At 71.5% G+C, this 22,475-nt stretch carries 20 protein-coding genes; 15 read left to right on the forward strand and 5 right to left on the reverse strand.

Annotated features, from left to right (window positions below):
- Positions 1-125: 125 nt before the first annotated feature.
- Both IE246_RS18090 and IE246_RS18095 read right to left on the reverse strand, forming a co-directional pair.
- On the reverse strand, positions 126-629 hold the full coding sequence (locus IE246_RS18090; protein ID WP_189992263.1) for a DUF2165 family protein: 504 nt from the start codon (positions 627-629) through the stop codon (positions 126-128).
- An 8-nt stretch (positions 630-637) separates the two neighbouring features.
- Positions 638-1,483: a cytochrome c gene (locus IE246_RS18095; protein ID WP_189992265.1), complete on the reverse strand. Its 846-nt coding sequence runs from the start codon at positions 1,481-1,483 to the stop codon at positions 638-640.
- 476 nt (positions 1,484-1,959) lie between these two features.
- On the opposite strand from IE246_RS18095, the gene IE246_RS18100 reads away from it, so the two are divergent.
- From IE246_RS18100 to IE246_RS18110, 3 genes are all read left to right on the forward strand, one after another.
- On the forward strand, positions 1,960-2,373 hold the full coding sequence (locus tag IE246_RS18100) for a universal stress protein (protein WP_189992267.1): 414 nt from the start codon (positions 1,960-1,962) through the stop codon (positions 2,371-2,373).
- 91 nt (positions 2,374-2,464) lie between these two features.
- On the forward strand, positions 2,465-4,078 hold the full coding sequence (locus IE246_RS18105; protein ID WP_189992270.1) for a BCCT family transporter: 1,614 nt from the start codon (positions 2,465-2,467) through the stop codon (positions 4,076-4,078).
- A gap of 122 nt (positions 4,079-4,200) precedes the next feature.
- Positions 4,201-5,628: an amidase gene (locus IE246_RS18110; protein WP_189992271.1), complete on the forward strand. Its 1,428-nt coding sequence runs from the start codon at positions 4,201-4,203 to the stop codon at positions 5,626-5,628.
- A 13-nt stretch (positions 5,629-5,641) separates the two neighbouring features.
- On the opposite strand, the gene IE246_RS18115 is transcribed toward IE246_RS18110, so the two are convergent.
- From IE246_RS18115 to IE246_RS18125, 3 genes are read right to left on the reverse strand one after another with little or no spacing between them, the layout of a single operon-like run.
- A complete protein-coding gene (locus tag IE246_RS18115; protein ID WP_189992273.1) occupies positions 5,642-6,442 on the reverse strand; it encodes a sulfotransferase family protein in 801 nt (266 codons plus the stop codon).
- Between the two features lie 55 nt (positions 6,443-6,497).
- Complete coding sequence (locus tag IE246_RS18120; RefSeq protein ID WP_189992275.1) at positions 6,498-7,229, reverse strand: 2OG-Fe(II) oxygenase; 732 nt, start codon at positions 7,227-7,229, stop codon at positions 6,498-6,500.
- Between the two features lie 36 nt (positions 7,230-7,265).
- Positions 7,266-8,066 (reverse strand): 2-keto-4-pentenoate hydratase, encoded by an 801-nt coding sequence (locus tag IE246_RS18125; RefSeq protein ID WP_189992277.1) that lies wholly within the window; start codon positions 8,064-8,066, stop codon positions 7,266-7,268.
- 170 nt (positions 8,067-8,236) lie between these two features.
- On the opposite strand from IE246_RS18125, the gene IE246_RS18130 reads away from it, so the two are divergent.
- From IE246_RS18130 to IE246_RS18185, 12 genes are all read left to right on the forward strand, one after another.
- The gene (locus IE246_RS18130) at positions 8,237-8,767 is read left to right on the forward strand and encodes a hypothetical protein (RefSeq protein WP_189992279.1); all 531 of its coding nucleotides are present in this window, start codon (positions 8,237-8,239) and stop codon (positions 8,765-8,767) included.
- Between the two features lie 97 nt (positions 8,768-8,864).
- Entirely contained in the window at positions 8,865-9,308 is a 444-nt protein-coding gene (locus IE246_RS18135) for a MaoC family dehydratase (protein WP_189992281.1), read from the forward strand.
- Positions 9,309-9,318: 10 nt separating this feature from the next.
- Entirely contained in the window at positions 9,319-10,263 is a 945-nt protein-coding gene (locus IE246_RS18140; protein ID WP_189992283.1) for a bifunctional riboflavin kinase/FAD synthetase, read from the forward strand.
- A 299-nt stretch (positions 10,264-10,562) separates the two neighbouring features.
- Positions 10,563-13,373 (forward strand): isoleucine--tRNA ligase, encoded by a 2,811-nt coding sequence (ileS, locus tag IE246_RS18145; protein ID WP_189992285.1) that lies wholly within the window; start codon positions 10,563-10,565, stop codon positions 13,371-13,373.
- A 10-nt stretch (positions 13,374-13,383) separates the two neighbouring features.
- The gene (gene lspA, locus IE246_RS18150; RefSeq protein ID WP_189992287.1) at positions 13,384-13,893 is read left to right on the forward strand and encodes a signal peptidase II; all 510 of its coding nucleotides are present in this window, start codon (positions 13,384-13,386) and stop codon (positions 13,891-13,893) included.
- Entirely contained in the window at positions 13,886-14,512 is a 627-nt protein-coding gene (locus IE246_RS18155) for a DUF3035 domain-containing protein (protein WP_189992289.1), read from the forward strand. Before lspA ends, IE246_RS18155 begins: the two co-directional genes overlap by 8 nt.
- Positions 14,513-14,617: 105 nt before the next feature.
- A complete protein-coding gene (locus IE246_RS18160; RefSeq protein ID WP_229837369.1) occupies positions 14,618-15,979 on the forward strand; it encodes a M16 family metallopeptidase in 1,362 nt (453 codons plus the stop codon).
- Between the two features lie 10 nt (positions 15,980-15,989).
- Positions 15,990-17,348, forward strand: a complete 1,359-nt coding sequence (locus IE246_RS18165; RefSeq protein ID WP_189992291.1) for a M16 family metallopeptidase — start codon at positions 15,990-15,992, stop codon at positions 17,346-17,348.
- 45 nt (positions 17,349-17,393) lie between these two features.
- Positions 17,394-18,716, forward strand: coding sequence for a phosphoglucose isomerase-related protein (locus IE246_RS18170; RefSeq protein WP_189992293.1), 1,323 nt, complete (start codon positions 17,394-17,396; stop codon positions 18,714-18,716).
- Positions 18,713-20,593, forward strand: coding sequence for a DNA mismatch repair endonuclease MutL (gene mutL, locus IE246_RS18175; RefSeq protein WP_189992296.1), 1,881 nt, complete (start codon positions 18,713-18,715; stop codon positions 20,591-20,593). Before IE246_RS18170 ends, mutL begins: the two co-directional genes overlap by 4 nt.
- Positions 20,594-20,799: 206 nt before the next feature.
- Positions 20,800-21,708 (forward strand): 4-hydroxybenzoate octaprenyltransferase, encoded by a 909-nt coding sequence (gene ubiA, locus IE246_RS18180; RefSeq protein ID WP_189992298.1) that lies wholly within the window; start codon positions 20,800-20,802, stop codon positions 21,706-21,708.
- Positions 21,708-22,406 carry a class I SAM-dependent methyltransferase gene (locus IE246_RS18185; RefSeq protein WP_189992301.1) on the forward strand — a complete coding sequence of 233 codons (699 nt, stop codon included), beginning with the start codon at positions 21,708-21,710 and terminating at the stop codon, positions 22,404-22,406. The genes ubiA and IE246_RS18185 overlap by 1 nt, the downstream gene beginning before the upstream one ends.
- Positions 22,407-22,475: the final 69 nt, after the last annotated feature.

Genomic DNA, 22,475 nt, shown 5'->3' on the forward strand with positions numbered 1-22,475 from the left:
CATGGTCAAGGAACAAAGGCCATTCAGACCCGCAGACGCTTGACAACAACGCGTACAGTTGCTGGACGGACGCGCCGATGCGCGGACGAGCCGGAACCCAGCAACCGACCGACGCCTGTCGCCGGCTACTCCCGCATCGCCAGGAAGATCATCACGATGCCGGTCACCGTCGCGAACCGGGTGGCCGCCGCCTGACCGTTCCAGGTCGCCGACTGCCACATGGCGAACCACTCGCCGCCGACCGCGATGAAGCCGACCACCCAGATCGCGAAGCACCACATGAGCGCGAACAGGGCGAGGTCCTTGGCGGCGTGGAAACCGGCGGTATCGGCGGTGCGGGCCTGCCACAGCTTGGCCAGGCCCGCCCACAGCAGCCCCGCCCCGGCGGTCTCGGCGGCGATGATCGCCAGGTAGGCGAGGGTCTGCAGCGTCGGATCGGTCACCGCCCGCCACATCAGCGCCGGGCTCTGGAACGTCGTGTCCATCGCCAGCACGTGCTGCACGAACGTCCAGTTGGTACCGTAGTCGGTGATGTTGCCGAACGCCGCCAGCGACATGTGCAGGGCGATGCCGGCGACGCCGATCAGCTTCGCCCAGCGCACCGGCGCGACCTTGCCCGGCTTGCCCATCGGTGCCGCTACCGCCGCCCGGTCATGTGCCCGAGATAGCCGATCAGCGCATCCAGGTCGGCGTCGCCGATCGTCCCCGGCCCGAAGCCCGGCATCGCCTGGCCATCCCAGTCCCGCACCGCCTTCGGGTCGCGGATATACGTCCGCAGCGCCGCCGCCTGGAAGTACTCGGTCGGGTTCATCGGCAGGTTGAGGTCGGGGCCGATCGAGGCCTCGCCGCCGCCGTTCATGCGGTGGCACACGAAGCAGTTGTCGACGAACACCTCCTGGCCGCGGCGTGCCGGATGGTCGGCCGCCAGCGCCGGGTCGACCAGGATCTCGGGATAGCGGCTGGCGACCGAGCTCGTCAGCTCCAGCCGCGCGGTCTGGTACGGCCAGGCCTCCGGCCCGATGCCGGACCGCTTCGGGTGGGCCCAGACCACGTAGAACGGGCCGGCCGACACGTCCTTGCCCGGCAGCTTCGGCCACGGCCGGTCCGGGTCCTCGATCGCCAGGTAGGCGACCGCGCCGGCCGGGTCGGCGTTCAGTGCCTTGCCGGCCGGCAGCTGGGCCACGAAGCCGTCGAGCGCCACCGCCTTCAGGACGTCGGCGCCCGCGACCGGCAGGCCGGCCATGACCTTCGCCAGCGGAATCGCCCGATAGGCGGGCGAGGCGGCGCCGTAGGCCGGGTCGTCCGGCGCCCGAAGGGTCTCGACGTCGGGACGGGCCAGCAGCGCCGCTGCCGCGAAGCTGTGGGAGGTGCCGTCGGCGGCGACGACCGTCAGCGTGCCCGGGTCGGCGTTCGCCGCCGGGACGGACAGCGCCAGGGCCGCCAGGACGGTCAAGAGGCGGGTGGCGAGACGGAGGGCGGGCATGCGGTGCTCCCGACGATTGAGCGGCGATCGAAAGGCTACATCCTAGACGGTTGCCGGTCGGCGTCGACTGTCCGTTTGGGCAGGCTCGCCCGCCTGTTCGGGTTGGTGGGCGGGCGTTCGGCCGTCACGGTGCAGCATAGGCGGCCGGTCGCAATGATTAGGCCGATTCGAAATTTCAGATTCTGCTTAATGCTTCTGTATAGGCGCGCGAGTCTCGTGAATGCCAGGTGGGTTCGGCAAATGAACCGGCGACGGTTTCCGGCCGCTATGTTTTCCGCTAACATCCTCAAATCCCTGTGGAGGGGATGGGGGCGCGCGTATACTAGAATGCGCCGTGGCCGGACCGACGGACGGGGCCGCGATACTGATCCGGCAGCCGGGGTCCGGCGGCAATGCGGCGGAAGCCGCCTCCGGTGCGCGTCGTCGTCCGGCCGAACGGCGGCGGCGCACACGAACCGATCAAGAGGAGGCGCCTCGTGTACAAGAGCATCCTTGTCCCGGTCGACCTGGAGCACGCCGACCGGCTGGAAAAGGCTCTCGCCACCGCCGCGGACCTGTCGAAGCACTATCGGATTCCGGTGTGCTATGTCGGCGTCACGGCATCGACCCCGGGGCGGGTGGCGCACACGCCCCAGGAATACGCCGGCAAGCTCGAGGCGTTCGGCCAGGCGCAGGCCGACAAGCACGGGATCGCGGCGACCACCAAGACCTGCGTCAGCCACGACCCGGCGGTGGATCTCGACACCACCCTTATGCAGGCGATCGAGGATGTGGGGGCCGATCTGGTGGTCATGGCCTCGCACGTGCCCGGCCTGCCCGAGCACATCTTCGCGACCAATGCGGGCTACCTGGCGAACCACGCGAGCGTGTCGGTGTTCGTGATCCGCTAGCGCACGCCCCGCGCGGCCGTGCCGTACGGCCGTTTCGATCCGACGTTCCAATCACGCGGCACCAGACCGCGGCAGCAATCCGGGAGACGTCATGACTGATGCAGCGAACCCGATGCCCGAGGGCCCCGCCGACCTGATCGAGACCGAATACGAGATCGGTCAGGACAACATCCAGACCCGGATCGGCCCGTTCGGCGTGGACATCCACAATCCGGTGTTCATGGTCTCGGGCCTGACGATCATCGCCTTCGTCGTGTTCACGCTGGCCCTGCAGAGCGAGGCCGAGGCGATCTTCGGCTGGCTGCGGCCGGCGATCACCTCGACCTTCGACTGGTTCTTCCTGGGGGCGGCCAACCTGTTCGTCCTGCTCTGCCTGGTGCTGATCGTCACGCCGCTCGGCAGCGTCCGGCTCGGCGGGCGCGACGCCACGCCCGACTACTCGTACTCCGGCTGGTTCGCGATGCTGTTCGCCGCCGGCATGGGCATCGGGCTGATGTTCTTCGGGGTGTCGGAACCGATCTCGCACTACTCCTCGTCGGTCGCCGAGGGGGCCGGGTCGCCGGACAGCTGGGCGCCGCTCGCCGGCGCTCCCGGCGATCCGGCGGAAGCCCGGCGCCTCGGCATGGCCGCGACGATCTTCCACTGGGGCCTGCACCCGTGGGCGATCTACGCCGTGGTCGCGCTGGCGCTGGCGCTGTTCTCGTACAACAAGGGCCTGCCGCTCAGCTTCCGGTCGATCTTCTATCCGGTGTTCGGCGAGCGGGTGTGGGGCTGGACCGGCCACGTCATCGACGTGCTGGCGGTGTTCGCCACCCTGTTCGGCCTCGCCACCTCGCTCGGCTTCGGGGCCGAGCAGGCGAACGCCGGTCTGAACCATCTGTTCGGGCTGCCGGTCACCGACGCCTCGAAGGTGCTGCTGATCACCGGGATCACGGCGATCGCCCTGATATCCGTGGTGGCCGGCCTCGACGCCGGGGTCAAGCGGCTGTCCGAGATCAACATGATCCTGGCGGCCCTGCTGCTGCTGTTCATCGTCGCCGTCGGCCCGACCGTGGCGATCCTGACCGGCTTCGTGAACAACCTGATCGCCTATGCCGAGTACCTGCCGGCGCTGTCCAACCCGTTCGGGCGGGACGACGCCAACTTCAGCCAGGGCTGGACCTCGTTCTACTGGGCCTGGTGGATCTCCTGGTCGCCGTTCGTCGGCATGTTCATCGCGCGGGTCAGCCGCGGCCGCACGGTGCGCGAGTTCATGATCTGCGTGCTGCTGATCCCGTCGATCGTCTCGGTGTTCTGGATGACCGCGTTCGGCGGCACCGCGATCAGCCAGATCGTCAACGACGGCTACCAGGCGGTGGTCGACGCGTCGCTGGAGCTGAAGCTGTTCGTCATGCTGGAGGCGCTGCCGCTGGCCGCCATCACCTCGTTCATCGGCATCACCCTGGTGATCGTGTTCTTCGTCACCTCCTCGGATTCCGGGTCGCTGGTGATCGACACCATCACCGCCGGCGGCAAGGTCGACGCGCCGGTGCCGCAGCGGGTGTTCTGGGCGGTGTTCGAGGGGCTGGTCGCGATCGCGCTGCTGCTCGGCGGCGGGCTCGGGGCGCTGCAGGCGGCCGCCGTCTCGACCGGCCTGCCGTTCACCATCGTCCTGCTGCTCGGCTGCTACGCCCTGATCAAGGGGCTGCGGGCCGAGCCGCGCTGAGGAAGGTCTGTCGCCGGGCGGAGGGGGACGTACGTCTCCTGCCGCCCGGCGACGATGCGCCTTGCACGACGCCCGATGCGGCGGTTTGATGGCGGCCCCGCCATCTGACCCGGACCGCTCCCATGCCCGCCTCCGAACTGATCGCCAAGTCGGCGACCGACATCGTCGCGCTCCTGAAGGCCGGCGAGGTGACGACGCTCGACCTGCTGGACGCCCTGGAGGCCCGGATCGCGGAGGTCGAGCCGGCGGTCAACGCGCTGCCGACCCTGTGCTTCGAGCGGGCCCGCGACGCCGCCGGGGCGCTGGCTGCCAGGCCGGTGGCCGAGCGCGGCGTGCTGGCCGGCATGCCGGTCGCCATCAAGGACCTGCTGAACGTCGCCGGCGTGCGCTCGACCCAGGGCTCGCCGATCTTCGCCGACACCGTGCCCGAGACCTCGGACGTCGCGGTGACGACCCTGGAGGCGGCCGGCGGCGTGGTCTACGCCAAGGCCAACACCCCGGAGTTCGGGGCCGGCGCCAACACCTTCAACGAGGTGTTCGGCCGCACCCTCAACCCGTGGGACACCTCGAAGAGCTGCGCCGGCTCGTCCGGCGGCTCGGCGGTGGCGCTGGCCACCGGCACCGCCTGGCTGGCCTCCGGCTCCGATCTCGGCGGCAGCCTGCGCAACCCGGCCAGCTTCTGCGGCATCGTCGGCTTCCGGCCGACCCCGGGCCGGGTCGCGCACGGGCCGAGCGCGCTGCCGTTCAACTCGATGTCGGTCGAGGGGCCGATGGCCCGCACGGTCGCCGACTGCGCGCTGATGCTCGACGCCATGAGCGGCAGCACGCCGGTCGACCCGATCTCGCTGGAGAAGCCGGCGGTGTCGTTCGTCGATGCGGTCGCGGCCCGCAGGGCGCCGAAGCGCGTCGCGTTCAGCCGCGACCTCGGCGGCATCACCCCGGTCGACCCGGAAGTGGCGGCGATCGTCGAGAAGGCGGCCCGCCGGTTCGAGGACATGGGCTGCATCGTCGAGGAGGCCTGCCCGGACTTCAGCGACGTGCAGATGATCTTCCAGACCCTGCGGGCGATGGCGTTCGCGGCCTCCAAGAAGGAACTGCTGGCGAGCCACCGCGACAAGCTCAAGCCGGAGGTGATCTGGAACATCGAGAAGGGCCTGTCCCTGACCATGGAGGAGATCTCGGCCGCCGAGCTGGCGCGCGGTCGCTACTACCACCGGGTCCGGCAGTTCTACGAGACCTACGACCTGGTGCTTTGCCCGGCCACCGTGGTGCCGCCCTATCCGATCGAGCAGCGCTACGTCGAGGAGTGCTGCGGTCACAGCTTCTCGAACTACATCGAGTGGTGCACGGTGGCCTACGCCTTCACCTGCGCCTCGCTGCCGGCGATCTCGGTGCCGGCCGGGTTCACCGCCGGCGGCCTGCCGGTCGGCCTGCAGATCGCCGGCCCGCCGCGCGGCGAGGCGGCGGTGCTGGCGGCAGCGGCGCTGTTCGAGGATGCCGCCCCCTGGGCCCACACCCTGCCGGTCGACCCGCGCGGCCCGAAAGGATAGGGCCGAGCGCCGCTCACACCTCCCAGCCGGCCTCCCGGCAGAACGCGAGCTGCTCGGTCGAGAACGCCGACAGATCGCGCTCGCGCCAGCGGCCCATGCCGTCGGGGCGGATGACGCCGGCGCAGGCCGGCTCCAGGCGCTCGGCCGGCACCGGCAGGCGGAGGGTTTCCACCAGCCGGGTCAGCTCCGCGACCGGTCGCCCGGCGAAATCGTCGAAGCGCAGCGGGTACACCCGGCCGGGATAACGCTCCCTCAGGGCGTCCAGCCGCTTCTGGGTGCGGATCCAGTACTCGAGCTGGGCCGCCTCCGGCGACGGCCAGGCGGCGGGATCCAGGTCGAACAGCCAGGACCAGTTGCCGAGCTGGCCCTTGTTGTCGCTGAACGCCATGTCGAGCGGGTGGCGCGAGACGTAGACGAAGGCCGCGTCGGCCCAGGTGTCGAGGATCGCCTCCAGGAAGATGTGGCAGTTCGGCTCCTTGGTCATCCAGCCGATGCTGCCGGGCGCGCCGGCGAGGCCGGGTCCCTGGTCGCGGCGGTAGCGCCACAGCCGCGGCGCGCGCAGCAGGTGCGCCAGCCGGACGCCGCCGGTCATGACCGCCCCGAACAGCCGCAGGCGGGCCCGGATCTCGTCCGGCGACGGGCCGGCGCGCAGCCAGTCCGGGCGCTTGAACAGCTCGGTGAAGACCAGGTTGTCGTTGGAGACGTTCAGGCAGCCGCCCGGGTAATAGCCGAGGGCCGCCACGGCGCCGGCGACGGCGCGGGTCCCCGAGCCGCCCAGGCCGCCGATGAACACGATGGGGGCGCGGGTCGTCATGGCCGCCCGTGTAGCCCGCGCGCGCTTCCGGGGCAATCGGCGATCGGCCGTGATCTCAGTAGTCCTCGCCGGGCCGCTTCCGCCACAGGGTGCTGTGCAGCTTGCCGCGCGGATCGAACTCCGGGTCGATCGTGTAGTAGTAGAAGGCCAGCGACTTGCGGGTCCGGCCCGGCGGGCAGCGCAGCGGGTCGGGGTGGCCGTGGTAAGAGGTCGAGCTGGTGTTGAAGATCACGCAGGTGCCGGCGTTCGGCGCGACCCTGCGGACGCAGCGGCTCATCTCCGTATCCCACAGCTCGAGGTGGCCGCCCCACTCGTCCTGCCAGTCCTTGTTCAGGTAGACCAGCACGTTGATCCGGCGCAGCAGGCCGGTGAACTCGTGGATGTTGAAGTCGGCGTGGATCTTCAGCAGGCCGCCCGGCAGGATCTGGTGGATGCCGCCGCCGTACAGCCACGGATCGCCGGTCAGCCCGCGGATGCCGGTCAGGTGGTGCAGGAAGAACAGGAACAGGCTCGAGTTGAACTGCCACATCGCCTCGCGGATGGCCGGCGGCATCTTCAGCTCGGCCACGTAGTCGGGCGTGGTGTCCTGCTTCTTCGAATCGGGCTGGTCCTTGGTGCTCCAGTAAGGCGAATCCGGGGCCGGAAACGCCTCCAGGATGGCGTCGACCCGCTCGGGCGGCAGGAAATCCTCGAGCACGATGTGCGGGAACGGCTCCGCCGCATCGTAGCGCTCGTGCAATGCCAGGCCCGCGCGCAACAGGCGATCCGGGTCGAACCAGTACTGCAAGCTCCGCTCCCTCTCGGGCTGGGGCTGGACGCGCCGTCAGTCGAAGCCGACCTCGATCCGGCCGAGGGTGCCGAAATCGGCCAGCAGGGTCTGTCCGGCCGCCGCCGGTACCGGCTGCGTGGTGGTCCCGGTCGAGACGTACTCGCCGGCCCTGAGCCCGCGGCCGCGGGTGGCCAGCGCGGTGGCCAGCCAGGCGGTCGCCGCCAGCGGGCCGCCCTCGACGTTGCCGCCGCGGCCCTCGCGCACGAGGGCACCGTCGACGCTGAGCGTGACCCGGTGCTCGACCAGGTCCAGCGCGTGCCAGTCGGTCACCGGTGCCCCCTTGATCCAGCGGCCGTGCGAGCCGTCGTCGGCGATCAGCGACGGGCCGCCGGATTTCAGGCCGTCGGCCAGCGGCGTGTCGACGATCTCGATCGCCGACAGCACGGCTCGGACGACGCCGCGGATCGCGTCGGCGTCGAACGGGGCGTCGGCCGGATCGAGGTCGGCCCCGATCTCCAGCGCGATCTCCGGCTCTATCACCCGCTGGAACATCTCGGCCGCCACGAAGCGCGACGGCGCGTCGCTGGTCAGGGTCGACAGCAGGACGCCGAAGAACGGCTCGGCGACGCCGAGCAGCTCGCGGGCGCCGGGGTTGGTGGCGCCGATCTTCCAGCCGATCGGCCGCGCCGCCTCCTCGCGGATCCGCAGCCCGACCAGGGCCTCCTGGATCGCATAGCCGTCGTCGGTGGAGGTCGGGCGGCAGCCGTCCGGCAGGGCCGGCAGCGGAACCATCCGTCGGCGGTGGTCGAGCAGGATCCGGGCGGCGGTCTGGGCGGCGTCGGCGGTCATCGGCATCGGTCAGCATCCTTCGGGCGCGGTCCCCGCATTGTCGACGGAAGCCCCGGGGGGTGTCCAGCGCGGGCGGGTCCCCGGGCGGCATGCGCCGGGCTTTTCCGTGGAGCGGGCCGGCGTTCGGGCCTACTGTCGTACGAATCGGGGCCGAACGGGGACGACCGTCGATTGCCATGAACGGGGACGGCGACGCTGACCGCAAGCGGCAGGGACCGGAACCGGGACCGCACGCGCCGAAGCCGCGTCGCGGCCTGCCGGTCGAGCAGACGATCGCCGACGACCTCCCGTCGGTGCTGCCGCGCTGGCGGATCCGCCACCCCGACCGCGCGGCCGAGCCGGGCCGGGATCGGCGGGCCGCGACCGACGGACGGGAGTTCCAGGCCGACCGGCGGGCTGCCCGCTACGCGCCCGCGCGGGCCGTGTTCGTCGTGCGGGGACGGGGCCTGCCGGTTCTGACCGTGTCGATGTCCGGCCTGGCGGTGGAGTGGGACGATCTGGCGCTGCCGGCGATCGGAACCACCGTCGACGGCGAGCTTCAGACCGGCGCCCCGGACGGCGGCTTCCACGCGTCGATGCAGGTGGTCCGGCTGGAGCCGGCCCGACGCCTGGCGGCCGGCCGGTTCGTCGGGCTCGCCGGGTCGGCCATCGACCGGCTGCTGAACTGGCTGGTCGACCTCGAACGGTCCGCTGCCGGGCGGGACTGACGGCCGCGCGTCGGCGGTCCCGGCCCGTTCTTGTCGCGCCCCGGCCCCCCCTGTATAGTCCCGCGCCGTCTTGTTGCAGCGCACAAGGAAGGGTGGCATGCACCCGGTCAAGCAGTACTTCCTGGAAGACCTCGAGATCGGCATGCGCGCCGAATACGAGCGCATGGTGACCGAGGAAATGATCGAGTCGTTCGCGGAGGTGTCGGGCGACTACAACCCGCTGCACCTCGACGACGAGTACGCGCGGACCACCATGTTCAAGGGCCGGATCGCCCACGGCATGCTGTCGGCGGCGTTCATCTCGAAGATCTTCGGCACCGTGATGCCGGGCAAGGGATCGGTCTACATCTCGCAGACCCTGCGGTTCATGGCCCCGGTCCGGATCGGCGACACCGTGCTGACGACCGTCGAGGTGACCGCCATCGACCCGGTGAAGAAGCGCGTCTCGTTCAAGTCGCGCTGCAAGGTCGGCGCGACCGTGGTGATCGACGGCGACGCCCTGATCCTCGTGCCCTCGCGCGCGCAGGCGGCGGCGGCTTAGTATCGGCGTCATGGAGATCGTGCGCGCACTGGATGCGGTCGAGCCCCGGCATCGCGGGGCGGTGGCCGCCATCGGCAACTTCGACGGGGTGCATCTCGGCCACCGGGCGGTGATCGGCGAGGCCGCGCGCATCGCCGGCGACCTGCACGCCCCCCTGGCGGTGCTGACCTTCGAGCCGCACCCCCGGATGTTCTTCCAGCCCGACGCCGCGCCATTCCGGCTGAGCACCTCGGAAGGCCGGGCGTCGAAGTTGGAGGAGCTGGGCGTCGATCTGCTGTTCGAGCTGCCGTTCGACGACGCCTTCGCCCACGTGACCGCCGAGAGCTTCGTCGACGACGTCCTGCACGACGCCCTCGGGCTGCGCCACGTGGTGGTCGGCTACGACTTCAACTTCGGTCACCGCCGGCGCGGCACCCCGGACATGCTGATCGAGCGGGCCGGCCATCTCGGGTTCGGCGCCACCAAGGTGGCGGCGGTGCACGAGAGCGACGGTGCCGTATACTCGTCGTCGCGCATCCGCCAGTGCCTGACCGAAGGCGATCCGCGCGGCGCCGCTTCGCTGCTGGGCGCACCGTGGGAGATCGACGCGACCGTCGAGGAGGGCGACCGGCGCGGCCGCACCATCGGCTTCCCGACCGCCAACCTGCGGCTCGGCGACCTGATCTGCCCGCGGCTCGGCGTGTATGCGGTGCGGGCCGCGCTGGCCGACGGCGAAGGCGGCACCGGCGGCTGGATGGCCGGGGTGGCCAATCTGGGCGTGCGACCGACGGTCAACGACCGCGGCGTGCTGCTGGAGGTCCACCTGTTCGACCGCTCGATCGACCTGTACGGGCACCGGCTGCGCGTGCGTCTGGTTGACTTTATCCGGCCGGAACGGAAATTTGGCGGCCTCGACGAGCTGAAGGCGCAGATCGCCGCCGACGCGGCGCGGGCGCGGGAGATCCTGGGCACCTGAGCCCCGGCCCCCGAGCGTCCTGGAAGGACTAGTACCCACTATCGGGATTGTGTGCATCATGAGATCGCTTATGGCCAAGCAGACGGCAGGAGCCGCGCGCGGCGCGATGTGGGACATCGGGCAAGCGCGGCGACGCCCCGGATGCTTGGCCATAAGCGACCCTGTGGACGGCGTGTCACTGGCCGTGGACGTCGTCGCGCCGCCTTACCGATGTTCCGCATCGCCTGCGGCGGCGCTCCTGGCCACGGCCAGCGACGCGCCGTCTCATGGTGCACACAATCCCGATAGTGGGTACTGAGATGACGACCGACTACAAGAACACGGTGTTCCTGCCGAAGACCGACTTCCCGATGCGCGCGGGCCTGCCGCAGCGCGAGCCCGAGATCCTGGCCTGGTGGCAGGAGATCGGCCTCGACCGTCGGATCGTCGACGTCCGCAAGGGCCGCGAGAAGTTCATCCTGCACGACGGCCCGCCCTACGCGAACGGCCACCTGCACATCGGCCACGCGCTGAACAAGATCCTCAAGGACGTCATCAACCGGTCCCAGCACATGGCCGGCAAGCAGACCGCCTACGTGCCGGGCTGGGACTGCCACGGCCTGCCGATCGAGTGGAAGATCGAGGAGGACTACCGGGCCCGCGGCCAGAACAAGGACGACGTGCCGATCGTCGAGTTCCGCCAGGAGTGCCGGGCGTTCGCCGACAAGTGGATCGACGTCCAGCGCGCCGAGTTCAAGCGGCTCGGCGTGACCGGACTGTGGGACCGGCCGTACCTGACGATGACCTATCCGGCCGAGGCGCAGATCGCCCGCGAGCTCGGCAAGTTCCTGATGAACGGCGGCCTGTACAAGGGCGCCCGTCCGGTGATGTGGTCGGTGGTCGAGAAGACCGCGCTGGCCGACGCCGAGATCGAGTACCACGACCACGTCTCGACCACGATCCACGCCCGCTTCCCGGTGGTGAGAACCGCGGCCCCGGCGCTCGAGGGCGCAACGGTGGTGATCTGGACCACCACCCCCTGGACCATGCCGGGCAACCGGGCCGTCGCCTATGGCGACGAGATCGACTACGCGGTGGTCGAGGTGACCGCGGTCGCCGAGAACAGCCTCGCGAAGGTCGGCGAGAAGCTGGTCTGCGCGGCAGCATTGCTGGACGACTTCAAGGCCCAGGCGAAGATCGAGGCGGTCAGCGAGCTGGCCCGCCTCAAGGGCGCCGGGCTGGCCGGGACGGTCTGCGCGCACCCGCTGCGCGGCCACGGCTACGATTACGACGTGCCGATGCTGGCGGCCGACTTCGCGACCGACGAGACCGGTACCGGCTTCGTGCACATCGCGCCGGGCCACGGCGCCGACGACTTCGAACTCGGCCGCGAGCACGGCCTCGAGATCCCGCAGACGGTCGCCGACGACGGCAGCTTCTACGACCACGTGCCGCTGTTCGCGGGCATGAACGTGCTCGAGGACAACATGAAGATCGCCGCGATCCTGCGCGATCACGGCGGCATCGTCGCCCGCGGCAAGCTCAAGCACTCTTATCCGCACTCGTGGCGGTCGAAGGCGCCGCTGATCTTCCGCAACACCGCGCAGTGGTTCATCTCGATGGACACGAACGACCTGCGCAAGACCGCGCTGCAGGCGATCGACGACACCCGGTTCGTGCCGGCCAGCGGCCAGACCCGGCTGCGCGGCATGATCGAGGGCCGGCCGGACTGGTGCATCAGCCGGCAGCGCGCCTGGGGCGTGCCGATCCCGGTGTTCGTGAGCAAGAAGACCGGCGAGCCGCTGCGCGACCAGGCGGTGCTGGACCGCATCGCCGACGCCTTCGAGGAAGAGGGCGCCGACGCCTGGTTCGCGTCGCCGCCGTCGCGGTTCCTCGGCAACGACCACAACCCGGACGACTTCGAGCAGGTCCAGGACATCTGCGACGTCTGGTTCGACTCCGGCTCGACCCACGCCTTCGTGCTGGAGAACGACCCCGAGCTGCAGTGGCCGGCCTCGCTGTACCTGGAGGGCTCGGACCAGCACCGCGGCTGGTTCCATTCGTCCCTGCTGGAGTCCTGCGGCACCCGCGGGCGGGCGCCGTACGATGCGGTGCTGACCCACGGCTTCGTGCTCGACCAGGACGGTCGCAAGATGTCGAAGTCGCTCGGCAACGTGACCGCCCCGCAGGAGGTGATGGACCAGTACGGCGCCGACATCCTGCGGCTCTGGGTGGTCAGCTCCGACTACTCCGAGGACCTGCGGATCGGCCCGGACATCATCAAGCACCAGGTCGACCACTACCGGCGCCTGCGCAACACCCTGCGTTACCTGCTGGGGGCGCTCGACGGCTACACCGACGCCGAGACGCTGCCGGTCGAGCGCATGCCGGAGCTGGAGCGCTGGGTGCTGCACCGGATCGCCGAACTCGACGAGATCGTTCGGCGCTGCACCGACGACTTCGACTTCCACACCCTGTTCACGCAGATCCACCAGTTCTGTGCCGTCGACCTGTCGGCGTTCTACTTCGACGTCCGCAAGGACTCGCTGTACTGCGACCGGCCGGACTCCGAGCGCCGGCGGGCCGCCCGCACCGTGATGGCTCAGCTGTTCGACTGCCTGACCGCGTGGCTGGCACCGATCCTGTGCTTCACCGCCGAGGAGGCGTGGCGCACCCGCAACACCGGCCCGGCCGACTCCGTGCACCTGCGCGAGTACCCGGCGGTGCCGGCCGGCTGGCGCGACGAGGCGCTGGCCGCCAAGTGGGCGAAGATCCGCCAGCTCCGCCGCGTGGTGACCGGCGCGCTGGAGCTGGAGCGCGCCGAGAAGCGCATCGGCGCCTCGCTGCAGGCGCATCCGGCGGTGTACGCCGGCGCCGACCTGCTGGCCGGCATGCAGGGGGTGGATCCGGCCGAGGTGTTCATCACGTCGGGTGCGACGCTGGTCGAGGGTGACGGCCCGGCCGACGCCTACCGGCTGGCGGAGGTTCCCGGCGTCGCGGTGGTGTCGGCCTTGGCCGACGGCGCCAAGTGCGAGCGCTGCTGGCGGGTGCTGCCGGAAGTCGCGGTCGGCGAGCCGGTGTGCGATCGCTGCGACGACGCCGTGGCCGCCGGCCGGGATGCCGCCGAGTGACGTCGTCGCGATGATCCGTCGTATCGCCGTCCTCGGGTTCGGGCTGGCCGCGCTCACCGTGGTGCTCGACCGGGCCACCAAGCTCTGGGCGCTCGACGCCCTGTTCGAGCCGCCGGCCCGCATCACGGTCACCGGTGTCCTGAACCTGGTGCCGGTCTGGAACCGCGGCGTCAGCTTCGGCCTGCTGTCGAACGATTCGGCCTGGGGGCCCTGGCTGCTCGGCGGATTTGCCGTCGCGGTCGCGGTCGCGTTGGTGGTATGGCTGCTGCGCGCCGAGAACCCGGTGCTGGGCGCCGGTCTCGGGCTGGTGATCGGCGGGGCGGTCGGCAACGCCATCGACCGGGCCCTGTACGGCGCGGTCGTCGACTTCATCGACGCCCACTGGGGTGATCTGCACTGGCCGGCCTTCAATATCGCCGACGCTGCGATTACCTTGGGGGTCGGATTGTTGCTGCTCGACGCCTTCGGAATCGGAACCGGGGCGCGGGCGTCCGAGAGAGGACGGACCGGCGATGGGTAACTGGAAGGCACGACGTCGTTCCGCGGCGATCGCCGGCATGGTGGCGGTCGCGGCCCTGCTCGGCGGTTGCAGCCAGTTCCGCGGCGCGCTGGGCTACGACAAGGATCCGCCGGACGAGTTCCAGGTGGTGGCGCGGGCACCGCTGGCGCTGCCTCCGAACTACGACCTCCGGCCGCCGGAGCCCGGCGCCGACCGGCCGCAGGAACTGTCGCCGAGCGAGTCGGCGGCGGAGCGGATTCTCGGGCGCCGGTCGGCGACCTCGTCGGTCCCGGCCGCCGGTTCCCAGACCGGGCCGGCCGTGCGGGCCGCGCCCCGGGCCCCGGTCGGGATCCAGTCGAGCGGCGAGACGGCCCTGCGCGAGCAGCTCCAACTCGACCGGGCGGAGCCCAACATCCGCCAGATCGTGAACCGCGAGACCGCCGACTTCGTGTACGAGACCGAGTACCCGATCGACAAGCTGCTGTTCTGGAAGGAGAAGCCGCCGCCGGGCGTGCTGCTCGACGCCGAGAAGGAGAGCAAGCGGTTGCGCGAGAACTCGGCGCTCGGGCGTCCGGTCGACACCGGCGAAACCCCGTCCATCCAGCGGCGGCGCGGCGGCATCCTCGAAGGCCTGTTCTGAGGTCCGGAGCATCGTTCGGCCAGTCGCCTTGCCTCGGTTTGCCATACCGGTGCCGTGATTCGGCTCTTGTGTAACCGAGCGCCCTCGCCGACCGGGAGAGTCCTCGTGCCGACACGCTCGACCCTGCGTTCCGTCCTGCTCGCCCTGCTTGCCGCGGCCGCCCTGCTGGCGGCGCCGCCGCCGTCGACCGCCGCGGTCTTCGAGCCCGAGACCTTCGTGCTCGGCAACGGGATGGAGGTCGTGGTGATCCCGAACCACCGGGTCCCGGTGGTCAGCCACATGGTCTGGTACAAGGTCGGGGCCGCCGACGAGCCGGACGGCAAGTCGGGGATCGCGCACTTCCTCGAGCACCTGATGTTCAAGGGCACCGAGAACCGTGCGCCGGGCGAGTTCTCGCGGATCGTGAACCGGGTCGGCGGCAGCGAGAACGCGTTTACCAGCTACGACTACACCGCCTACTACCAGAACGTGGCGAAGGATCAGCTCGGCCTGATGATGGCGCTGGAGGCGGACCGCATGGCCAACCTGTCGCTGACCCAGGCGGCGGTCGACTCCGAGCGCGAGGTCATCCTGGAGGAGCGCCGCTCGCGCACCGACAACAGCCCGAGCGCCCTGTTCGGCGAGCAGATCTCCGCCGCCACCTACCTCGCCTACCCGTACCGGATCCCGGTGATCGGCTGGGAGAACGAGATGCGCCGGCTGTCGCGCCAGGACGCGATCGACTTCTACCGGACCTGGTACGCGCCGAACAACGCCGTGCTCGTGGTCGCCGGCGACGTCACCGCCGACGAGGTCCGGACGCTCGCCGCGCCGACCTACGGCGCGATTCCGGCGCGCGAGGTGCCGGACCGGGTCGCGCGCCGCGGCCAGGAGCCGAGGCAGCTGGCCGCAAGGCGGCTGGAGATGGACAGCCCGCGGGTCGACCAGCCGAGCTGGTCGCGGCGCTGGCTGGCCGCCGGCTCGCTGTGGGGCGACCCCGCGCAGACCGCGCCGCTGCAGGTGCTCTCCGAGATCCTCGGCGGCGGCACCACCAGCCGGCTGTACCGCAGCCTGGTGGTCGAGCGGAAGCTCGCGGTGTCGGCCGGCTCCGGCTACTCGCCGGACGGCCTCGGCCCGCAGACCTTCACGGTGTATGCCAGCCCGCGCGACGGCGTCGGGCTGGATGCGCTGGAGGCGGCGGTGGCCGGCGAGATCGCCCGGCTGCTGCGCGACGGCGTGACCGAGGAAGAGGTGGCGTCGGCGGTCACCCGGATGAAGCGGCAGGCGATCTTCGCGCGCGACGACATGCTGGCGCCGGCCCGCCTGTTCGGCCAGGCGATGGTCGCCGGCCGCGGCATCGCCGAGGTCGAGGAATGGCCCGACCGGATCGGCGCGGTGACCGCGGCGCAGATCGTCGAGGCGGCCGGGGCGGTGTTCGTGCCGGAACGGTCGGTCACCGCGATCCTGCGCCCCAAGCCGTCGAGCTGAGAGCCCGAGAATGCGTCGAACCTTCGTTCTCCTGGTCCTGGCGGTCGGGCTGCTGGTCCGGGTCGCCCCGGCGAGCGCCCTGGACATCCAGGAGGTGGTCAGCCCGGGCGGCGTCCGGGCCTGGCTGGTCGAGGACCACAGTAACCCGATCCTGACCCTGTCGTTCTCCTTCGTCGGCGGCGAATCCTCGGACCCGGCCGGCAAGGAGGGGCGCGCCCGGCTGGTGTCCGGCCTGCTCGACGAGGGCGCCGGCGACCTGGATTCGGCGACCTTCCAACAGGCGCTGACCGACAACTCGATCACCCTGCGTTTCAACTCCCGGATCGACCGGTTCTCGGGCCGGCTGGTCACCCTGACCGAAACCCGCGACACGGCGGTCGAGCTGCTGCGCCTCGCGCTCGTCGAACCGCGGTTCGATCCGGAGCCGGTGGAGCGCATCCGGGCCCAGATCCAGGCCTCGATCCGCAGCGACCTGCAGAACCCGCGCAGCATCGCCAGCCGGGCCTGGTGGGGGGCGAGCTTCGCGGGCCATCCCTACGGCCGGTCCGGCGACGGCACCCTGGAGAGCGTCGCGGCGGTCACCGCCGACGACCTCGAGGGGTTCGTCGACGCGACCTTCGCCCGCGACGGGCTGGTGGTCTCGGCGGTCGGCGACATCGACGCGGCGACCCTGGCCGGCCTGCTCGACACGGTGTTCGGCGGGCTGCCGGAAGCCGGGACGGTGGCGGCGGCGCCGGACACTTCGCCGCAGGCGGTCGGCGAGACCGTGGTCGTCCCGGTCCCGGTGCCGCAGTCGGTGGTGGTGTTCGGCCATGCCGGGATCGGGCGCGACGATCCGGACTGGTACGCCGCCTCGCTGCTGAACGAGATCATGGCCGGCGGCTTCGGGTCGCGGCTGACCGAGGAGATCCGCGAGAAGCGCGGGCTGGTGTACGGCGTCTACGCCTACCTGCTGCCGCTCGACCATGCGGCGCTGGTGATGGGCGGGCTCGCCACCCAGAACGCCCGGGTCGCCGAATCGATCGGGATCCTGCGCCAGGAATGGCAGCGCATGGCCGAAGAGGGGCCGACCGCCGAGGAGCTGGCGGATGCCCGCACCTATCTGCTGGGCTCGTTCCCGCTGCGGCTGGTCGACTCCGACGGCACCGCCGGCACCCTGATGGCACTGCAGGAAGCCGGCCTGCCGATCGACTATCTCGACCGGCGCGCGGCGCTCTTCCAGGCGGTCACCCTGGACGACCTGCGGCGGGTGGCCCGCCGGCTGTACCGGCCGGAGCAGCTCACGGTGGTGGTGGTCGGCATGCCGGACGGCGTGGCCGCGACGGTCCCGGTGCCACCGGTGCCGGGAGTCCCCTCCGGGGGCGGATGACGGCGGCGCGGCGGATCGGGTAGTCTCGGAATCGGAGGCCGCCGGATGCTGATGGAAAGCCCGTTCACGCACGAGATCGCCGGGACGTTCACCGACAGGGTCGGGGCGGCCGGGCTGGATCATGCCGCGTTTCACGACCTGATGCCGCGGGCGGCCGCGGCGCTGGGCCGGCTGCGCGCGCAGCGGAGCTCCGGCGAACTGCCGCTGCTGTCGCTGCCCGGGCGGCGCGACGATCTGGCGGCCTGGCGCCCGATCGTGGATCGCTACCGCTCGCAGTTCGACGACGTGATCGTGCTCGGCATCGGCGGTTCCTCGCTGGGCGGCGCCACGCTGTGCCGGCTGACCGACTCCGGCTTCGGGCCGAGCGCCGGTGCGCCGCGGGTCCGGTTCCTCGACAACATCGATCCGTGGACCTTCGACGACCTGATGGCACGCCTCGACCTCGGGCGCACCGGGGTGCTGGCGATCTCAAAGTCCGGCGGCACCGCCGAGACCGTGGCCCAGACCCTGGCGATGCTGGACCGGCTGCGGCAGCGGATCGGCAAGGACGACCTAGCGACCCGGGTGACCTGCATCGCCGAGCACACCGACAACCCGCTGCGGGCGATCGCCGGGCATTACGGCCTGTTCTGCCTGGATCACGATCCGAAGATCGGCGGGCGATATTCGGCGCTGTCGGTGACCGGCCTGCTGCCGGCGGCGATCGCCGGGGTCGACGTGGAGGCGGTGCGGCGCGGCGCCGGCATGGTGCTGGACGCGGCACTGGGGGCCGAGAAGGCCGAGGATGCGGCGCCGGCGGCCGGCGCGGTCATCAACGTCGGGCTCGCCTCCGCCCGCAACGTCAGCCAGGCTGTCATCATGCCCTATGTCGACCGGCTGGAGCGGTTCGGGGCGTGGTTCCGCCAGCTCTGGGCCGAGAGCCTGGGCAAGGAGGGCCACGGCACCACCCCGATCGACGCCATGGGCGCGGTCGACCAGCACAGCCAGCTCCAGCTCTACCTTGCCGGCCCGCGCGACAAGCTGTTCACGCTGATCCTGGCTGACCCGGCCGGGCACGGGCCGGTGGCCAAGCCGGAGGTCGCCGGTCCGGCGGCCGGGCCGCTCGACTACCTGATGGGGCGCAGCCTCGGCGACCTGCTGGCGGCCGAGCAGCGGGCGACCGTCGAGACCCTGATCCGCAACGGCTGCCCGACCCGGGTGATGCGGTTCCCGTCGCTGAACGAGGAGGTGATGGGCGGGCTGATGATGCACTTCATCCTGGAGACCATCATCGCGGCCGACCTGCTGGGCATCGACCCGTTCGACCAGCCGGCGGTCGAGGAGAGCAAGGTGCTGGCGCGCAGGTATCTGCGCGAAGGCATGGAATGAGCGCGGAGCCCGCTTCCGCCCGCGGGTCGGCGCGTCCGGCCGTCCGCCGCCTGCCCGAGACCCTGGTCAACCGGATCGCCGCCGGCGAGGTGGTCGAGCGTCCGGCGAGCGCGCTCAAGGAACTGGTGGAGAACGCCCTGGACGCCGGCGCCCGGCGGATCGACGTGGTGCTGCGCGATGGCGGCCGAACCCTGATCCAGGTCAGCGACGACGGCTGGGGGATGGACCCCGACACCCTGGCCCTGGCGGTCGAGCGCCACGTCACCTCCAAGCTGCCGGACGACGACCTGACCCACATCGCCACCCTCGGCTTCCGCGGCGAGGCGCTGCCGTCGATCGGCGCGGTCAGCCGTCTGACCATCACCAGCCGGGCCGCCGGGAGCCCGGCCGCCTGGCGGATCCGGGTCGAGGGCGGCGCGGTCGGCGCGCCCGAACCGGCGGCGCTGTCGGCCGGCACCCGGGTCGAGGTGCGCGACCTGTTCTACGCCACCCCGGCGCGCCTCAAATTCCTGAAGATTCCGCGCACCGAGCAGATGCACGCGGTCGAGATCCTGCAGCGCCTCGCGATGGCGGCGCCGACCGTCGGCTTCTCGTTGTCGGACGGCAGCCGCACGGTGCTGAGCCTGGAAGCCGCGCAGGGGGAACTGTTCGAGGCCCGGCTGACCCGGCTGGGGGCGGTGCTCGGCCGCGATTTCGCCGCCGACGCCCTGCCGATCGACGCCGAGCGCCAGGGCTACCGGCTGACCGGCTATGCCGGGCTGCCGACCCTGCACCGCCGGACCAGCGCCCACCAGTACCTGTTCGTCAACGGCCGGCCGGTCCGCGACAAGCTGCTGCTCGGCGCGGTGCGCGGCGCCTACATGGACTTCGTCGCATCCGACCGGCACCCGATGCTGGCGCTGTTCCTGGAGCTGCCGGCCGAGGAGGTCGACGTCAACGTGCACCCGGCCAAGACCGAGGTGCGGTTCCGCGACGCCGGGCTGGTGCGAGGCCTGATCGTCGGGGCCCTCAAGCACGCGCTGGCGGAGGCCGGCCACCGCGCCTCCGCCTCGGTCGGCACCGCGACCCTCGGGGCGTTCCGGCAGGAAGGGCTGGCGCCGCATTCCGGGGCGGCACATTCAGGGGCTGCCCGCCCGGCCTGGGGGACGCCGCAGTGGACGCCGTTGCCGTCGCGCGGCCTCGCGGAATCGCAGGCGGCCTGGCAGGCGCCGGTGCCGGCGGCGGGCGGAACCCTCGACCTCGGCGCGGCACCGGCGGCCCGGTACGAGGACGCGCCCGCCGATCCGGTCGCCGAGCGGCACCCGCTGGGCGCGGCGCGGGCCCAGATCCACGCCACCTACATCGTCGCCCAGACCGAGGACGGGCTGGTGATCGTCGACCAGCACGCCGCCCACGAGCGGCTGGTCTACGAGCGCATGAAGGAGGCGCTGGCGGCCGGCGGCGTCGCCCGCCAGGCGCTGCTGCTGCCGGAGGTGGTGGAACTCGAGGAGGCGGCGGTCGACCGGCTGGTGGCGCGCGCCCCGGAGCTGGCCGAGCTCGGCCTGGTGCTCGAGGGATTCGGGCAGGGCGCGGTGGTGGTGCGCGAGGTGCCGGCGCTGCTCGGCCGGACCGACACCGTCGCCCTGGTGCGCGACCTCGCCGACGATTTGGCCGAGGTCGGCGACGCCCAGTCGCTGCAGGACCGCCTGGCAGACGTCTGCGGCACCATGGCCTGCCACGGCTCGGTGCGGGCCGGCCGGCGGCTCGGGGCCGAGGAGATGAACGCCCTGCTGCGGCAGATGGAAGTGACCCCGCATGCCGGCCAGTGCAACCACGGCCGCCCGACCTATGTCGAACTGAAGCTGGCCGACATCGAGCGGCTGTTCGGCCGGCGGTAGGGGTGAGAAGACGCTTCCCACTCCCTCGTCATTCCGGCCGGAGCGACGGAGGCGCGGAGAGCCGGAACCTACCCGCCGCCGCGATGCCTGTCTTGGCTGGTGGCTGTCGTCGCATGGGTTCCGGATGCGTTCCGCCGGAGGCGGCCCGCTCCGGAATGACGATGGAAGTGGAAGACGCCCGCTTTCCGAAGGCGTAGAACCACCGCATGACCGACGCCAGCGACATCCGACGGGGCGACTGGGTCGACCGGCTGCTGCCGGGCGGCTGGCAGCCTTACGCCCGGCTGGCCCGCCTCGACCGGCCGATCGGAACCTGGCTGCTCTACCTGCCCTGCCTGTGGGGCCTGGCGCTCGGCTGGCAGGCGGCCGGATCGCCGCTCGTCGAGATGGCCCGGCTGGTCGCGCTGTTCGGCCTCGGTGCGCTGGTGATGCGCGGCGCCGGCTGCACCGTGAACGACCTGTGGGACCGCGACCTCGACCGCCGGGTCGCCCGGACCGCCACCCGGCCGATCGCCAGCGGCGCGGTGACGCCGCGCCAGGCGCTGGTGTTCCTGGCGGCGCAGATGGCGATCGGCCTGGTGATCCTGCTGCAGCTCAACCGGTTCTCCTGGGCGCTCGGCGTGGCGGTGCTGCTGCTGGTGTTCAGCTATCCGCTGGCCAAGCGGGTGACCGACTGGCCGCAGGCGGTGCTCGGACTGACCTTCAACTGGGGCGCGCTGCTCGGCTACGCGGCGGCGACCGGGACGCTGGCGGCGCCGGCCGTGGTCGCCTACGCCGCCGGGTTCTTCTGGACCCTCGGCTACGACACCGTCTACGCCCACCAGGACAAGGAGGACGACGCCATCGTCGGCGTCCGGTCCTCGGCGCTGGCACTGGGCGAGCGGACCCGGCCCGCCCTGGTCGGCTTCTACGCCCTGACCGTGGCGCTGCTCGGCGGCGCGGCCTGGCTGGCCGGGCTGGGGCCCTGGACCTATGCCGGGCTGGCCGCGCTGGCCCTGCACTTCGCCTGGCAGGTCCGCACCGTCGACATCGACGACCCCAAGGGCTGCCTCGCGATCTTCAAGGCGAACCGCGATGCCGGGCTGATAGTGGCCATCGCGTTCGTGCTCGGCTGATGACGGACCCAGCGAACCGCGATCCCGGCGCCTTCATCCGGGGCAACACCGCACTGAAGGCGCCTTCGCTGGTTCCGGAGCTCCGCCTGCACCTGGCGGACGCCGCGCTGCCGCTGTGGGAGAAGACCGAGGAGGAGCTGGAGGCGGTCGGCCTGCCGCCGCCGTACTGGGCGTTCGCCTGGGCCGGCGGGCAGGCGCTGGCCCGCCACATCGTCGACCGTCCCGACCTGGTCGCCGGCAAGCGGGTCCTGGACGTGGCGTCCGGCAGCGGGATCGTGGCGCTGGCCTGCCTGTGGGCGTCGGCGGCGCACGTGGTCGCCAACGAGATCGACGCCTTCGCGCTCACCGCCATCCGGATCAATGCCGAGGCGAACGACCTGGAACGCGCGCTGGAGCTGGTCGGCCGCGACATGCTGGACGAGCCGGTGCTGGCCGACGACGGCGGACCGCTGTGGGATGTCGTGCTGGCCGGCGACGTCTGCTACGAGAAGCCGATGGCCGAGCGCATGACCGCCTGGCTGCGCCGTCACGCCGCCGCCGGCGCGCTGGTGCTGATGGGCGACCCCGGTCGCAGCTACCGGCCGGCCGACGGCCTGGAGCGGCTGGCCGAGTACCTGGTGCCGACGCCGCGCGACCTCGAGGACAGCGACCTGCGCCGCACGGTCGTCTGGCGGGTGCTGCCGCTCACGGACGAGTGACGGGACGCGAGCATCCGGATCCCTTCCGGCTGCGTATCCTGGATACCACCTCCGGAATTGAGGAGGCGG

It is taken from the genome of Thalassobaculum fulvum, assembly GCF_014652915.1.
Taxonomy (GTDB): domain Bacteria; phylum Pseudomonadota; class Alphaproteobacteria; order Thalassobaculales; family Thalassobaculaceae; genus Thalassobaculum_A; species Thalassobaculum_A fulvum.